This window comes from Conyzicola nivalis (assembly GCF_040548875.1).
Lineage (GTDB): Bacteria > Actinomycetota > Actinomycetes > Actinomycetales > Microbacteriaceae > Conyzicola > Conyzicola nivalis_A.
Genome location: NZ_JBEPSJ010000001.1, coordinates 517,167 through 532,151 on the forward strand (window position 1 = coordinate 517,167; position 14,985 = coordinate 532,151).

The following is a 14,985-nucleotide window of genomic DNA, read 5'->3' on the forward strand; positions in this document are numbered from 1 at the left end:
AATAAACCATCCAGTTGGATTAGTAACTTTTGCAGGGAGAGAAACATGAGAACGTGGCTCATCACGGGGGCGTCATCCGGAATCGGTCGCTCGGTTACGACGAGATTGCTGGAGCAGGGGGACCGCGTAGCTGCGTTCGTTCGCCGGCCAGAAATCTTCAATGAACTATCCGACACGTACCCCGGGAAGCTGTGGGTGGCGCCGGTCGATGTCACCGACACGCGCGTCCTGCGCGACGCCGTAAACCGGGCATTCACTGATCTCGGGAAGATCGATGTCGTCTTCTCGAATGCCGGAGCAGGTGCATTCGGAGCCGCCGAAGAGCTCGACGATAGCGCGATCGAGCAACAGCTCGCGCTCAACCTCGTCGCACCGATCCAGCTCATCCGGGCCGTCCTCCCGCACCTCCGCGCCCAAGGTGGGGGTCGGATCATCCAGATGTCCACAATGGGCGGCCAGATCACCAGCGCCGGAGGCAGCATGTATCACGCCTCCAAGTGGGGGATCGAAGGGTTCACCGAGTCGGTGATGGGCGAGGTCGCCCCCTTCGGCATCGGCATCACCCTGGTCGAGCCCGGAAATGTGCGCACCGCGTTTGGCGCGGCGCTCACCATCGCCGCGCCCATCGAGGCCTACGCCGACACTCCCGTCGGTCACGTACGGCAGTACATCGAAGCTGCCGGTGGCAACCTCACCGGCGACGCCCTAGGCGACCCGGCCCGCGTCGCCGAAGCGATCATCGCTGTGTCGGTGCAGTCACCCGCCCCTGAGCGTCTGGTCCTGGGAAGCGACGCCCATTCGGCAATCCGCGCCGCACTCACCGCCCGGCTCAGCCAACTTGATGCAGGCAGGGCGGTCTCCGAGAGCACCGACTTCCCCGCAAACACCTGAGCGGCAGCCGCGCCCTAATCCGACGGGTACTCAGAGCCTGTGGGCTCAGCCTAACCACACCAAATACGACCAAGCACATCAAGGAGAAACATCATGACAAGCACACCTGCTAAGACCATCGCCCGCGAATTCTGGGAGAGCTGGGGGCGCGGCGATCTGGACGCGACCTGGCGCCAGTACGTCGCGGACGACATCGTCATCCACCCGTCGTCGGGATACGAATTCACGCGGCAGAGTTGGCTGGAGGCCGAAAAGGCACTCCATGCCGCGTTCGAGGACATCAAGGTCACCGTCGTCGATCAAATCGAGGACGGCGACATGGTCGCGACCCGATGGGCCGTCACTGCCCGGCAGAGCGGAGAGTTCTTCGGCGTGCCCTCCAGCGGACGGACCGCCACCCTTACTGGAACCACCTTCGACCGCGTTCAGGACGGCAAACTCGCCGAGCACTGGGCCGAAGTGGGCGTTCCGCAGTTCCTCCAGCAGCTCTCCGCCTAAACCCACCCCTCGCTAAGAAAGAAGATCGACATGCCTCTAGAACAGATCGGCAACCTCGTCACTGATTCCGACCACATCGAACTCACGCGCCTCGCCCTCGAGGTCGCCTGGCGCGTCGACATCGGCCAAGCCGAGACGCTCCCGGAGCTCTTCACTGAAGACGGCTGGATCGCGACCCTGGGCGAACCCAACGTCGGACACGCCGCCATCCGCAGCTGGGGGCAGATGATGGACACGGATAGCCCCATACCCGGGGTACGCCACGTCCTGACGAACTTCCGGTTCACAACTGAGGCACCTGACCAAGCTGTCGGCACGATGTACATCACCGCCTACTTGGCCGGGGCCCCGGAGGGACAGGCCACCGTCCCCTTCGCGATGGGCACTGGCACCGACAACTACCGCCGCACCGCCGACGGCTGGAAGGTCACCTCCCGAGCCTTCTCGCCACATTTTCTCCGCGAATAACACGAACTCGTCGGGGAAGTGCGCCCCGCATTGGCCTCGATCCGCCGGTCAGCACGCGACTTGGCGGATCGAGGCGACGGACGTAGCACGCCCAGCGTGAGTCTCTGGCGCTATTCGCTCCAGGCGGAGTTCCGGATCACGTCGACGAAGTCGATGCGGCGGAAGTCGGCTTGGAAATGCTCCAGAACGTCGGCGTTGACGGTGCCGAAGGTTGTGTCCGGGCGGTCGGAGAAGCCGTCGAAGAATGCCTGCAGAATGCGCTTCTTGAAGTCCGGACGCGGATGCGCCGCCGTGATGGCGCCGATCTGGCTCTCTGACAGCGAGTCGAGGTTGATCCCAAGCACATCGGCCTCAACCCCGGCCGTTGTCGCCGCGATCACCGGGCTCATCCGGTACGGAACTTCGGGCGTGGTGTGCAGGGCAATTGCGGTCCACACCTCATCCGCGTCGCCGCCGGAGATGCCGTGCGAGGTGAGGAACTCGCGGGCGTGCCCGGCACCATCCAGTTCGAAGCGTTGGGCGACGTTCTTGTACGGGGCGACCAGTCCGAGATCGTGGAACAGCGCAGCGACATATAGCAGCTCGGGTTCCGGCGTGATATTCAGCGCCTGCGCGCGCAGACTGCCGAAGAGGAACACCCGGCGGGAGTGGTTGAAGATGAGTTCATTGGTCGTATCGCGCACCAATTCGGTAGCTTCGACGGCAAGGGAGCTGTCGGGAATGGCGATGCCGGCGATGGTCTGTGTCATGTGCGTCTCCTGGTTGGCCGGGCGACGCGATCATGCGGCGTCACGGGATTGTGTTGTACTTGCCTCAAGCGTGCCGACCCGCGGGCGTCCGCACCCCACCGTACGGGGCTCGAATCCCACTGAATCGGACATCTACGAAGGGCCTCTCCGTGTCTGCCGCACCGCATAGAGTCGGGATTCTCGTCTTCGACGGAATGAAACTTCTTGACATGGCTGGGCCCGCCGAAGTGTTCACTGAGGCGAACCTTTCCGGGGCGAATTACCGCATGAGCATTGTGTCCACCGACGGCGGCGATGTCCGATCCTCCATCGGCATGCGTGTGCCAGTCGATGCTTCCGCCGCCGACGCCGGTCGTTTCGATACCATCCTGGTGGCGGGCGGCGAGGTGTTCCCGGCACACCCCGTCCCAGAATCCCTCGCCGGCGCAGCGCTCCACCTTGCCGACAGGGCGTCGCGCATCGCGTCAATCTGCACCGGTGCTTTTGTCTTGGCGGCGGCAGGACTGCTGGACGGCAAGCGGGCGACCACGCACTGGAAGCACACTCGAGAACTCGCCCTGCGGTATCCCGCAACACAGGTAGAACCCGATGCCATCTTCGTCCGAGATCAGAGCACGTATTCGTCCGCCGGAGTCACCGCCGGGATCGATCTCGCCCTCGCGCTGCTGGAGGAAGACGAAGGCGACGGACTCACCCGGACCGTCGCCCGCTCGTTGGTCGTTCACATGCAGCGCGCCGGAGGACAATCTCAGTTTTCCGCGACCCTGCAGGGCCCGGCGCCCCGCACGGCCTTGCTGCGCGGCGTCGTGGACATTGTGAACGCCGACCCGGCGGCCGAGTACACCGTGACCCGGCTCGCGGCGATCGCGCAGGTGAGCCCACGCCACCTCACCCGCCTCTTCCATGACGAGCTCGGAACCTCGCCGGGCAGGTACGTCGAGCTGATCCGCTTCGATAAGGCCAAGGCGTTGCTGGATACCGGAATGAGCGTCACGGATGTGGCCCAGTACTCGGGCTTCGGCACATCCGAGTCCCTCCGGCGTGCCTTCATCACTCACCTGGCGATCCCACCGTCCAAGTATCGAGGCCGGTTCTCCCCGATGTCGGGAACGATAAAACCTGCCGCCTGAGCACTCCTGGTCAGTTGTCCCAAACCGTTGGCTTCATGTCTGCCCTGGCGGGGCGGGTCGTCGCAGCGGTCGCAAAACTGGGGTACCGCTTCAGGAAGGAAGCCACCAGATGCCCAACGACCAGAACCAGCACATCGTCGACATCCCGATGTCGAGCACCCCACGATTCATCGCCAGCCACACGCTCCTGAGTAGCCTGCAGTCGGTGCTCGTGGATCTGATCGAACTAAACCTCCAGGGTAAGCAAGCACATTGGAACGTCGTCGGGCCGAACTTCCCCGACGTGCACCGGCAACTCGACCTGATTGTGTCGACGGCCCGCAATGCCGCGGACGGGGTCGCCGAGCGCATGCGCGCGGTTGGTGGAATTCCCGACGGGCTGAGCTCCACGGTGGCTGAGACCACCGGACTTCTGGCCTATCCCCGGGGTGAAGTGACCACTCGGCAGACGATCGACCTCATCTCGGAACGCATTTACACCTCCGTGGCAAATGCACGCGCCGTGCACTCAGCCGTCGACGACGAGGATCGGGTGTCCGCCGACCTGCTCAACGGCACGATCGCCCAGCTTGAGCAGCACGCTTGGTTGCTGTCGTCTGAAAACCGCTCGCCGAGCTTGTGAACCAGCCGGCCTCACTGGCCGCTATCCCGTTGTCCCTCGGGCGGATGCTGATCGCGTCGACAATTCCCGTATTTCTTGATTCACCCATCAACTATCAGAACCATTGGAGCTCCACATGACGGTCACCACCGCCACCCTCGCCCCCATCCAGCCCGAGGACGCCACGGGCGTCGCCAAAGACCTGCTCGCGCAGGTGCAGAAGGGCCTCGGCCGCGTGCCGAACATGACCAAGGTCATGGCGAACAGCCCGGCGCTTCTCAAGAGCTACCTCGTTTTGTCTGCCGCCGTAGGCTCCGGCACCCTTCCGGCCGCCGTTCGTGACCGCCTCGCGATCGCGACCGCCCAGTTGAATGGATGCGAATACTGCCTCTCCGCACATACCTACATCGGCAGCAACGTGTCGAAGGTGACCGCCGACGAACTCGATTCCGCACGACGCAGCGACTCGACCAACCCCCACGTTGCCGCGCTGCTCACGCTCTCCAGTGCGATCGCGGAGAATGCCGGCGACGTGGCTGAGGACGCGATCGCGAAGGCCCGCGAAGCCGGGGTGACGGACCAGGAGATCGGGGAACTGGTGGCAAATCTGGCGTTGAATGTGCTGACGAACTACTTCAACGTCCTGGCCCGGGTCGAAAACGACTGGCCCGTTGTGGCTTTGTAGGCGGATACCGGTGCCACGAGCCTCTTCAGCCTCACTCTTCGATGTTGCGTCGCACTACAGCCAGCTACCTCGAATTGAAATCATGTCCGTATTCGAGGGCAGTCTGGCCGGAGACGCGGGGCGGCTGAGGCCGGGCATCTTCAGACTGAATATACGGCCCGACCCAGAGCGGGCCACAGCAAGAACCACTCTTCTAGCGGATAGGAACACCATGTCAGTCATCACCGTCGGCACCGAGAACAGCACGTCGATCGACCTGTATTACGAAGACCACGGCAGCGGCCAGCCTGTCGTGCTCATCCACGGCTACCCTCTCAACGGGGCCTCGTGGGCACCGCAAACCCGTGCACTTCTCGAGGCTGGCTACCGGGTGATCACCTATGACCGCCGCGGTTTCGGCAAGTCCAGCCAGCCGAGCGAAGGCTACAACTACGACACCTTCGCCGCCGACCTCGACGTCGTCCTCACGACCCTCGACCTCCAGGACGTGCTGCTCGTCGGCTTCTCCATGGGCACCGGCGAGGTCGGCCGGTACACGGCGACCTACGGTACCGATCGCCTCGCGAAGATCGCGTTCCTGGCGCCGATCGAGCCGTTCCTGCTCAAGACCGATGACAACCCCACCGGGCTCCCGCAGGAAGTTTTCGACGGCATCGCTGCGGGCGCGCAAGCTGACCCGTACGCGTTTTACACGTCGTTCTATGAGAACTTCTACAACCTCGATGAGAACCTCGGCACCCGCGTGAGCCCCGAGGTCGTTCAAGGGAGCTGGAACGTCGCAACCGGCGGTTCGCTGATCGCGGCCTACGCGGTCGTGCCGTCCTGGCACGAAGACTTCCGCGGCGATATCGAGAAGATCCGCGCGACCGGGATTCGCAGCCTGATCATGCAGGGTGTGCTCGACCGCATCCTCCCGATCGACGCGACCGGGCGCGCCTTCCACAAGGCGTTCCCCGAGAGCGACTACGTGGAGATCGAAGGCGGACCCCACGGCTTCGGCTGGAGCCACGCCGCCGAGGTCAACGAAAACCTGCTGCGCTTCCTCGCGAGCTAGTACTGCAGTGTTCCGCCGTCGGAAAGCCGGCGGGACACTGGAGCGCGACACATTGACTTTGAGGAGAACGCGGCGATGGGCGAGGAACTGAAGACACTAAGGGTGCATGGCAGCGTCGCTGAGGCGACGGCTCGCCTCCGCGATCTGTTGCAGCGACGGGGCGTGGCAGTGCTCGCGAGCATCGATCACGCCGCAGGGGCGCGGGCGGCGGGCCTGGAGCTAGCCGATGAAGTCGTCGTGTTCTTCGGCGACCCGGCCGTGGGTACTGGGGTGATGCAGGACGATCCGAGAGCCGGAATCGATCTCCCGCTTCGGATGCTGGTCTGGGACGACAACGGTTCCACGTACATCAGCTACCGCGACCCGCACGTGCTCTCCGACCTGTTTGACCTCGACATCCATCGCGACGTGCCGGCGAAGCTGAGCGGCTTCATGGAACGGATTGCACACGATCTCTCGGCCGAGCAGTGACCGCCATGGACGCCGACGACATTCGAGGAGCGTTCCTCGCCCTCATGGGGAGCACCGTGCACGAACGCATCCCCAGATCCAGTCTTGTCCCGACGGACCCAACTACCTTGTTCACCGGAAGCGGGATGCAGCAGCTGCTTCCCGTCCCGCTTGGTGAACCTGATCCGCGGGGCACCAGGCTCACCGATAGCCAGCCCTGCTTTCGAGCCCAGGACATCGACGAGGTCGGAGACGGCAGACACACGACCTTCTTCGAGATGTTGGGAAACTGGAGCCTCGGCGACTACTCCAAGCAGCACTAGATCAATACTTTCTTCCGGTTCCTCACCGACGTCGTCGGTCTCGACCCAGATCGCCTGTATGTCACTTGCTTCATCGGTGACCGTCACCACAACGTCCCCCGAGACGACGAGGCCGCTCTGATTTGGCAGGCAGCATTCGCTTCACAGGGTATCGACGCGGGAATCGCGGAGATCGGTTGTGCGGCCGCGGGAGATGCCCGAGGAATCATGGGGAACGAACGCATCTTCTTCTACGATGCCGACGAGAATTGGTGGAGCCGCGGCGGGAATCTGTCGTCGACTCCCATCGGCGACCCGTGTGGACCCGACAGCGAAGTCTTCTACGACTTCGGCCCGCATCATCACGATCCGAGCTACGGACTTGCCCATCCGGCGAGCGACGGAGGCCGGTTCCTCGAGATCGGGAATCAGGTCTTCATGCAGTATCGACGTGATGAGGACGGTACTTTCTCTCCGCTGAAGCGGCGAATCGTGGATTTCGGCGGCGGGCTGGAACGCATCGCCGCCGCCGCCCTGGGCGTACCCGACGTATACGCGGTCAGCGTGCTCGCACCATTGCTCGAGGTCGTGGAAGTGCTGTCCGGTACCGCCTACGCGGCTGCCCCCGGGCACATGCGCGTGATTGTGGACCATGTGCGAGGAGCGTACTTCTTGGCGGTTGACGGCGTGATACCCGCGAACAAAGAGCGAGGCTACGTGATGCGACGGTTGATTCGTCGATCCATCACAACGGCGAGAACAATCGGGCTACAAGAGGAGTTCTTCGCGCCCCTCGTCGCGGAACTGGGTTCCATTTACGCGCGGGCGTATCCGGAAACAGTGGAGCGAGGCGGCGAGATTCTCGCGACTCTGCTCCGCGAGGAGAAGGCGTTCCGCCGGACCCTCGACGGCGGCCTGCGCGCACTCACACAGTTTGAGGGCAGAACGCTCACCGGGGCCGACATCTTCATGCTCTCCGACACCTTCGGGTTTCCCCAAGAGATCACCATCGAGGAATCGGAAAAGTTGAACATTGCAGTATCGAAAGACTGGGAGCTCGTCTACCGGCGCGCATTGCAGGAACAGCGCGAACGTTCACGGGCCTCGTCAAAGCTCGGCGCTGACAGCGTGCCGCAATAGCGCCAATTCACTGTCCTACCGCCGAACCTTCACGGCGGCCGGGGAGAAACGTCCTCGATATTTGGACGGCGGGATTGCGAGGTGCAGCAGAAAGGCCCGCCTCAACGTCTCGGAACTGCCGAATCCCGAAGCCTCTGCGGCTTCGGTAACACTTCGCCCGTCATCGAGCAGCTGTTTTGCCCTGTTCAGGCGGGTGACCTCGACGTACTTTCCAGGGGTCATTCCCAACTCTTCTTGGAACAGACGAGAGAGGTGGCGAGGGCTCACCCGGGCTATCCCCGCGAGGACACTGGTCGAATACTCGGCGGCAGGATCGGCTCTCACGACGTCGATGACGGTGCGGAGCAGCGATGCACGCGGCACCTGCTCGACCGTCGCCCCGGAGAACTGCGACTGTCCGCCGTCTCGCTGCAGGTAGACGACCAGCGAGCGTGCCACGGTTCTCGCGAGCTCCACCCCTTCGTCCTCCTCGAGGAGAGCCAGCGCGAGATCGATTCCCGCAGTCACGCCAGCCGACGAATACGTACTGTCGTCCTTCACGAAGATCGCATCAGGTTCCACCCGAATGCCGGGGTAGCGAAGGGCCAACTCTGCGGCATGCTGCCAGTGCGTGGTCGCTCGTTTTCCCTCGAGCAGCCCGGCCGCTGCCAAGACGAATGCACCCGTGCAGATCGACCCCGTTCGAGTCGCCCGCTGCGACAAATCGAACGCACCGGACGCCAGACTGTCCGAGACGGGACCAGCGGGGAAGACTTCACCTCCGGCGACGAGAACGGTGTCGAAGCTTCCCGCGTCTGAAGCGGCGAGGTCGACAGGGAGGGTCAGGCCCATTGACGTACGCACGTCGCGACCGTCGATCGAAACCATGCTGATCCGGTAGTCGCCCCCAAAAGTGTTTGCTTCTGCGAATACTTCAGCAGGCCCGGCAAAATCGAGGAGCTTCATCCCGTCGAAGACGAGGATTCCGACCGTGTGTGGAGACGGAGTCACGCGACATCCCTTCGATACCTCGTCGCTGTCGGGGCATCGGCTTCAGCCGCGTCGGCTGCGCGATGAGGGAAAGTAAAACACATTCGAGCGCACGGGGAGTTATATGTGAACAACGTGAGGGCTCGGAAGGCGTCGAGGCTTAACCTGCTTTACGCGAATCAGGCTGTCAAGGAGCCTCGCCACTTGAGTTTTCCGTCCGGTGCTTCGGGAGGCTGACGGTATCGCTCACGGTCTTTCCAAGGCCATCATTTCCCATCTACTTCATCTCTATTTGACCAAAACGAAGGGCTACAATCGGAGACAGCGAACCGCCCGGTTCCCTGTAAACATAAGGGAATCCGAGGGTTTTCGGACACATTCGGCAACGACGAAAATTGGGCCTGAACCCTCCAGGGGGTGGCAGGTTCAAGTCCTGTCAGCCCGAGAGAATGTCTCGGAAACTCAAGTGTTGAAAGAACGACCGTCACAGACTCGACACGACCGCGTGCAATCGATGCCTAGGAAACTAGCGAGCGCAATGCTCGACCAAGCGCTGCTCGCGGGGGAGACGTGGACGAGATCCCTAGGGGCCGCTCCGCGGGGCTCCGCCGCGTCCGTTTGGCGGCGTCACGCGAGCACGGTCGCGGCGTACCGGGACCGTTATTACGTCGTCGGCTCAAGGACGCTCGGGCAGCCGGCTCAGTCGACAGCGCAGCGCCAAGACGAGCGCCGTGCGCTCGCTGCGCTCGGCGCAGCTCAGCGGCTGGCTTACGGAAGCCATGTGGATGCCGCGACGCATAGAGCTGCTGCACCGAGTCTTCCGCCGATGATCCATCGACTCTGACCGTTGACCTAAGTACTTAGCCGAAACCGATCTTCGGCGGTTAGGACGTTCCGTGCTGTGCCGGACACGTACGGGTTAGACGACCGCAATCGACCGAACGGACAGAATGCCAATGTCGACCGACAACCTCCTGCCAGCCGCCGATCAACACTCGACGGTGTCCGTCGACATCACCCATATACTCGTCGCGATGCTGGAGGGAAGTTTCGAATGATGCTCAACCGCACCCAGCCTCCGCCCTATCACTTCCCCGTCGGAGCGAAATTTTCGCGTCGACTCTGGGCATCGTCATGACGTCCCCGGGAGAGAGGCTGCACGAGACGCTACTCGAGCCGGTCAGCCCCGCCGTGCACCAGGCGCTGATGAGCGCATCGGCCGAGGCCGAGGCGCAGGCCGGGGGTGGGCGAAGCGGCCTGCACTTCCGCCGCATAAGCGGTAGGGCGCTGGGCATCATCGCCGGAGTCACCCTCTCCGGTGCAGTGATCGCAGCTGCAGCAGTCCCGTTCGCCCTGGACGTGCTCTTCCCGCCCCCCGTATCGACGTCGTTCACGTTCGAATCAGGGACCGTCTGCGACGTCGACATCAAGGTCACCCCCGACTTCGCGACCAGCGACAGTCCGGAGGCGGCGATGGACGTCGCCCAGAGATTCATCAGCACTCTCGACGTCTCCGCGCTGCCGATCCAGCGCGCGCTCGACCACCCGTCCGGCGAACGTTCCGCCTCGCTCGAAGCGGACAAAGCTGCGAGCGATGCCGGGGAGGCGGCCGGACTTCCGGACGTGGTGGCGAGTCCGTATGCGGCGGAATCGTCCGCGGTCTCCGACACGGTGGTCACTGCGATCTGGGCGGAACTGGCTGACAAAGGCATGCAGGGCGGCGTCTCGATCGAGTCGAGGATCTCGTGCAAGTAGAGCTGCGTGATCGCATCAGCGCCCTCGCGGAGACGAACATCGACGACCTGTTCTCCTACTTCGCACGCCGCGTCCTCCCACGCGACGAGGCGGCGGACCTCGTCGGGGAGACGATGCTCGTCGTCTGGAGGCGGGCAGGCGACGCACCGGCCGACGATCTCAAGGCCCGGATGTGGATGTTCGGCATCGCCCGACGGGTGCTGATGAACCACGAGCGAGGCCGCCGGCGACGAATCGCGCTCACCGCCCGGATCCGCGACGAGATCGTGAGCGGCATGACCTCGCCGGACCCCGACGACAGATCAGACGACATTCGAGCTGCCATACGCCGCCTGCCGCCGAAGCAGAGGGAGGTCATTCTTCTCGTCTACGGAGAGGGCTTCACTCTCGCCGAGACCGGCAAGATCATGAGCACGTCTGCCTCTAGCACGCGGTCTCGGCACTCGTACGCCCTTAGCGCTCTCCGTTCCCACCTGAACGAAGTAGACGGCCTCGGTCCATTGCTCGCGTCCGCGACGGCCTGGGAGGGATAGCGTCTTGCTCGAACCGTCGATGACCAATCCCGGCCCTTATCTGGCGCTCTCGTCAGAGGTGACCTGGCCATTCGTCGCCCTACTCGGCGCGATACTCGCCGTGCCGCTCACTAGTATCGCTGTCCTGATGCTCATCGCCGGGCGGTCGATGCGACCACGGGCGATCGTCGCTGCCGGGTTAGCCCTGATTGTGGGTGGGGTGAGCGGTGCGGGCCTGCTTAAAGCTGACTCGGAATTTGCGGCAGAGCAATCACGGCATCACAACGTCTACATCGAAAACGTCCAGTCTTGGATGAAGACGTCGTACCGTCTCACGGCCATGACTGAAGAGGTAGAAAAACTCCTCGAACCCGCCGGCCCGTTTCTTCGAGTCGACGGCTCGTCGGGGCAGATCGGAATTCGAACAGATGCGACGGGACGACGCCTTGTCGTTGTAGACGAGGCCTTAGTCGAGCTGCCGGCGGAGAACGATTGAGGCCTGGTATGAGCTGTCGGGTGCATGGGACGTTTATCTTCTCGACCTGCCGGACACCGCGGTGCTTGACTATAGCTCAGAACGTGGTTAGCTCATCGAAAGCCCGCATGAACTCGCCTTCCCGACCCGGGCCCGCTCAACAGAGGAACTTGTTATGGCAGGAAGAAGGTGACCACTCGCAGGCTATTCGCGGCCGCAGTCGTCCTGGGGGTCGCCCTTTCTCTCTGCGGTTGCTCATCGCAACAGGACGCCGACGGGAACGCCGCAGTGCTCTCCCGAGTCGAAAGAGCCCACGACCGACTACACGGATTTCTCTCCTCTTCGACGACGACGCCGGAAACGGATCTACTCGCGGAAATCGAAGGAAAACTGGAAGAAGACATCCGCGATGTAACGGCACGTGAGTACGCAGACTACGGCGGTGCGAGGCAGGGCCTATTCGACTTCGAACAGAGCGAACACGAGGTGCGGGCGAAGTTCTTGCTACTCACGGGGATAACGTCGGGAGGATTCAGCAGCCAGGTAGTCGAGTACTACACGTGCATAGATTTGCGGGGCGAGCGCACAACACGCGAGCACGCCGTCGAAGTGATCAGCACTCCCTGCCCTTCACGCCTCGTCAAAATTTTTGGGCTGGATCGGGCCACCTTCGTCGACCCGTCACAACTCGACCTGGAAAAGATCACGTGAGTCGACGGGTTGATTCCGCCCCGCGTTCGGGAAATCTTTTTCCTACCGGTTCTAGCCGGACCGCGCGGTTGATCGCAGTTTCGGTCTGCGTTGCAGCATCGGTGCTGCTGTCTGCCTGCACTACGCCTGAACCACACCCCGGTCCGCACGGGGGTCGGCCGAGTGCGTCCAGCTCGGTGCCACCCGCGGACGTCCCGTCCGACACACCTCAAGGGACAGACACCGCCTCGACGCCGAATTCGACCTCATCCGGCCAATTCGTATCACAGGCAGCCGTGACCTCTGGTACGGCAACCCTGGTTGAAAACCCGGACCAGTCCATAAGCCTCACCCTTACCGACTTTTCCACGGAAGATCGTCCGGACATCCGGATGTATTTGAACTCCGACCCTGTGGTTCTGGACGTCGACGGCTTCTTCAAGGTGATCGACGGACCGTCCTCGACTGGGCACCTAGAAATAGGCCACCTGAGCTCCGCCATTGGAGACCAGACGTACGATCTCACGTCGTCACGTCGATCGTTGCGGTCGACCCTGAGCCTCACTCTCTACGACTACGACGCCAGAGAAGCCCTCGGTTCAGTAAATATCGGTCCAATCGGCCAGCCCTTCACCGTCGCGACCGACGAGTCGAGCTTCAGGGCGCCAACGAAATCGAGCGAAGAGGCGGGGTATTCGAAGCCTCGATAGAGGATGCTTTCGTACCCGATCCGGCCAGCATGGCAATGATTGCCCGAACTGTCGAAGCGCGACTGAACGGGCCCGACGATGCGAGAATCGGGCTGCTCGCAACTTGATCGAAACCGGTGATCGAAAGTCTGCTCGAAATCAAACCGGTATCGAGCAGGTTCAATCGGCAGGTGGTTTTGGAACCGTTTTCGACCGGCGGTTCCAAGCCGCGCCGGGTGCTCGCGGTCATGCCCTGAAGAGACCGGCTAACGGGCACTCCACGCCGCCGAACTCCACTTTGTATGGTGCTCCTTAAGTGGCTCCCGTGTCTCGCAACCTAACCGTGTCCCAGCCCATGGGAGGCGAGTTACAAGCAGGCGGTCACTCTCTCGCTGCAACGTTCGCTCAGGCGAAGAGCCGCAGAGGCGTCAGCAGAGGGCTTTGCGTCCTACCATCCTATTCCAGCACTAGCTATATTCCGGACGCCGGAGTATGGTCGGCGTATGCAAACAGAAATGCGGGAACCGACCTTTTGGGTCCTCACCGTTTTAGCGGCAGGACGCAACCACGGATACGCACTGATAGCCGGCGCGAGGGAACTCTCAGACGGGCGCGTGCAGCTCAAAGTGGCCACACTTTATGCCGCATTGGAGCGGCTGAGTGGGGAGGGCCTCGTCATGGTCGATGGTGATGAGGTGGTCGACGGACGGCTGCGGCGCTACTTCCGAATCACAAATGCCGGTATCACCGCCCTGACGTTCGAGGTCAACCGACTCGAAATGAATGCCCGACAAGCCCGAACGCGTTTGCAGGCCCTTTCAGGCGTCACCGGGTTGGGAATCGCATGAATCCGGGCGACGTGGACCTTCCACGGACGTTCTCGGTCGCCGTCCCGTTCCTGCCGGTGGCCGCTTCGAGGTCGATGAACGGCATTCTTCGTGACGAGAGTCTGGCCGACGTCCGCCACGACCAGCTCCGGGACGCCGATTTCCACAAGATGCTGCGTTGGTATCCATCAGCGTGGCGTGAAAGGAATTCGGCGGCCGTGGTCAGCATCTTGCTCGACCAAGCCGAGGCCCTCGGGCGTGATCGTCCAGGCGCCGGGGACCGGCTGGCGCTTGCGCTTGGCGGGATCTGGGAACGATTCGTTGCACCAGTCCGGTTGCCTCGCGGCGCCGTCGTCGCTCTCGCGCTGAATGCGGCTTTCTCGGTCTTCTATTTCGTATTCATCGCGTGGGGACCTGGCATCGAGTTCGCGGGCACAGTCGGGCCGTTCACGAATCCGTCAGTAGTCGCCGGAACCCTATTCGTGTTCGCTCTGGGATTCGCCGTTGCAGGGCGAGGCCGCACCGCCAGGTTGCTTTCCGGTCTCGGCATAGCGGTAGTAGTCGCCGTCGGCATACTCTCGCAGACCTTCACGTGGCTCGGACCGAGTTGGTCGACTGTAGCTATATTCGCCGGATTCGCCTTCTTTGCAGTCTTCCCTCCGCAGAGCCCCCGACGCACCTTCTGGACCATCGCCGCGCTGTCCAGCTTGGTTGCCGTGCTTACGGTCGTGCCTATCGCATGGGCGGGCCTAATCGCATATCGCCCAGCGATTCTCGCAGCAGAGATCGTCCTTTCAGCGGGGATCGTCGCGTTCGGGGTTCGAATCATCACGCGGCTGCGGACTATCGGGGAAGCTGTATGAAAGGAGCGAAGTTGAGGCAGCGGCAAAACAGCCGCAACAGGGGAGCAGACGTTTATGGCCGCACCGGGCAATGATCCCTTTTTGTCTCCTATGGGTTTCGAGGAAGTGCGTTACCAGACACAACTCTCATGGGCTCGAGACGGTCCATTCAGGATTCGCTGCCTCGGAGATGCGTAAACGACGACGTAAAGAAGGCGGCTCTCCACCATCACCAAGTCATCATTTAGTCACCACATT

The 14,985-nt window shown here is 62.6% G+C and carries 18 protein-coding genes and 1 pseudogene; 16 read left to right on the plus strand and 3 right to left on the minus strand.

Going from position 1 to position 14,985, the window contains the following annotated elements; translation table 11 throughout:
• Nucleotides 1-45: 45 nt before the first annotated feature.
• The 3 genes from ABIE21_RS02475 to ABIE21_RS02485 all read left to right on the plus strand — a co-directional run bounded on the left by ABIE21_RS02475 (nucleotide 46) and on the right by ABIE21_RS02485 (nucleotide 1,857).
• Nucleotides 46-891 (plus strand): SDR family oxidoreductase, encoded by an 846-nt coding sequence (locus ABIE21_RS02475; RefSeq protein ID WP_354023198.1) that lies wholly within the window; start codon nucleotides 46-48, stop codon nucleotides 889-891.
• A gap of 93 nt (nucleotides 892-984) precedes the next feature.
• Entirely contained in the window at nucleotides 985-1,389 is a 405-nt protein-coding gene (locus tag ABIE21_RS02480) for an ester cyclase (RefSeq protein WP_354023199.1), read from the plus strand.
• A 30-nt stretch (nucleotides 1,390-1,419) separates the two neighbouring features.
• Entirely contained in the window at nucleotides 1,420-1,857 is a 438-nt protein-coding gene (locus ABIE21_RS02485; RefSeq protein ID WP_354023200.1) for a nuclear transport factor 2 family protein, read from the plus strand.
• 110 nt (nucleotides 1,858-1,967) lie between these two features.
• On the opposite strand, the gene ABIE21_RS02490 is transcribed toward ABIE21_RS02485, so the two are convergent.
• Nucleotides 1,968-2,606 (minus strand): HD domain-containing protein, encoded by a 639-nt coding sequence (locus ABIE21_RS02490; protein ID WP_354023201.1) that lies wholly within the window; start codon nucleotides 2,604-2,606, stop codon nucleotides 1,968-1,970.
• 149 nt (nucleotides 2,607-2,755) lie between these two features.
• On the opposite strand from ABIE21_RS02490, the gene ABIE21_RS02495 reads away from it, so the two are divergent.
• From ABIE21_RS02495 to ABIE21_RS02520, 6 genes and pseudogenes are all read left to right on the plus strand, one after another.
• Nucleotides 2,756-3,736, plus strand: a complete 981-nt coding sequence (locus ABIE21_RS02495; protein ID WP_354023202.1) for a GlxA family transcriptional regulator — start codon at nucleotides 2,756-2,758, stop codon at nucleotides 3,734-3,736.
• 109 nt (nucleotides 3,737-3,845) lie between these two features.
• Complete coding sequence (locus tag ABIE21_RS02500) at nucleotides 3,846-4,358, plus strand: Dps family protein (protein ID WP_354023203.1); 513 nt, start codon at nucleotides 3,846-3,848, stop codon at nucleotides 4,356-4,358.
• A gap of 115 nt (nucleotides 4,359-4,473) precedes the next feature.
• Nucleotides 4,474-5,022: a carboxymuconolactone decarboxylase family protein gene (locus tag ABIE21_RS02505; RefSeq protein WP_354023204.1), complete on the plus strand. Its 549-nt coding sequence runs from the start codon at nucleotides 4,474-4,476 to the stop codon at nucleotides 5,020-5,022.
• A 211-nt stretch (nucleotides 5,023-5,233) separates the two neighbouring features.
• The gene (locus tag ABIE21_RS02510; RefSeq protein WP_354023205.1) at nucleotides 5,234-6,076 is read left to right on the plus strand and encodes an alpha/beta fold hydrolase; all 843 of its coding nucleotides are present in this window, start codon (nucleotides 5,234-5,236) and stop codon (nucleotides 6,074-6,076) included.
• A 75-nt stretch (nucleotides 6,077-6,151) separates the two neighbouring features.
• Entirely contained in the window at nucleotides 6,152-6,547 is a 396-nt protein-coding gene (locus tag ABIE21_RS02515; RefSeq protein ID WP_354023206.1) for a DUF302 domain-containing protein, read from the plus strand.
• A gap of 5 nt (nucleotides 6,548-6,552) precedes the next feature.
• Nucleotides 6,553-7,968: pseudogene (locus ABIE21_RS02520) on the plus strand (alanine--tRNA ligase-related protein).
• A gap of 15 nt (nucleotides 7,969-7,983) precedes the next feature.
• Here the strand turns inward: ABIE21_RS02520 and ABIE21_RS02525 are convergent.
• Complete coding sequence (locus tag ABIE21_RS02525) at nucleotides 7,984-8,958, minus strand: GlxA family transcriptional regulator (RefSeq protein ID WP_354023207.1); 975 nt, start codon at nucleotides 8,956-8,958, stop codon at nucleotides 7,984-7,986.
• A 1,113-nt stretch (nucleotides 8,959-10,071) separates the two neighbouring features.
• Between ABIE21_RS02525 and ABIE21_RS02530 the strand changes: the two genes are divergently transcribed.
• The 5 genes from ABIE21_RS02530 to ABIE21_RS02550 all read left to right on the plus strand — a co-directional run bounded on the left by ABIE21_RS02530 (nucleotide 10,072) and on the right by ABIE21_RS02550 (nucleotide 13,079).
• Entirely contained in the window at nucleotides 10,072-10,692 is a 621-nt protein-coding gene (locus tag ABIE21_RS02530; RefSeq protein ID WP_354023208.1) for a hypothetical protein, read from the plus strand.
• Nucleotides 10,683-11,225 carry an RNA polymerase sigma factor gene (locus ABIE21_RS02535; protein WP_354023209.1) on the plus strand — a complete coding sequence of 181 codons (543 nt, stop codon included), beginning with the start codon at nucleotides 10,683-10,685 and terminating at the stop codon, nucleotides 11,223-11,225. Before ABIE21_RS02530 ends, ABIE21_RS02535 begins: the two co-directional genes overlap by 10 nt.
• A 4-nt stretch (nucleotides 11,226-11,229) precedes the next feature.
• A complete protein-coding gene (locus ABIE21_RS02540) occupies nucleotides 11,230-11,700 on the plus strand; it encodes a hypothetical protein (RefSeq protein ID WP_354023210.1) in 471 nt (156 codons plus the stop codon).
• A 168-nt stretch (nucleotides 11,701-11,868) separates the two neighbouring features.
• Nucleotides 11,869-12,390, plus strand: coding sequence for a hypothetical protein (locus tag ABIE21_RS02545; protein WP_354023211.1), 522 nt, complete (start codon nucleotides 11,869-11,871; stop codon nucleotides 12,388-12,390).
• A 176-nt stretch (nucleotides 12,391-12,566) separates the two neighbouring features.
• Nucleotides 12,567-13,079: a DM13 domain-containing protein gene (locus ABIE21_RS02550; RefSeq protein WP_354023212.1), complete on the plus strand. Its 513-nt coding sequence runs from the start codon at nucleotides 12,567-12,569 to the stop codon at nucleotides 13,077-13,079.
• On the opposite strand, the gene ABIE21_RS02555 is transcribed toward ABIE21_RS02550, so the two are convergent.
• Nucleotides 13,027-13,308 (minus strand): hypothetical protein, encoded by a 282-nt coding sequence (locus ABIE21_RS02555; RefSeq protein WP_354024426.1) that lies wholly within the window; start codon nucleotides 13,306-13,308, stop codon nucleotides 13,027-13,029. The two genes, ABIE21_RS02550 and ABIE21_RS02555, sit on opposite strands and share 53 nt — an antisense overlap.
• A 253-nt stretch (nucleotides 13,309-13,561) precedes the next feature.
• Between ABIE21_RS02555 and ABIE21_RS02560 the strand changes: the two genes are divergently transcribed.
• Nucleotides 13,562-13,906, plus strand: a complete 345-nt coding sequence (locus ABIE21_RS02560; RefSeq protein ID WP_354023213.1) for a PadR family transcriptional regulator — start codon at nucleotides 13,562-13,564, stop codon at nucleotides 13,904-13,906.
• Nucleotides 13,903-14,748: a hypothetical protein gene (locus ABIE21_RS02565; RefSeq protein ID WP_354023214.1), complete on the plus strand. Its 846-nt coding sequence runs from the start codon at nucleotides 13,903-13,905 to the stop codon at nucleotides 14,746-14,748. Before ABIE21_RS02560 ends, ABIE21_RS02565 begins: the two co-directional genes overlap by 4 nt.
• Nucleotides 14,749-14,985 lie beyond the last annotated feature (237 nt).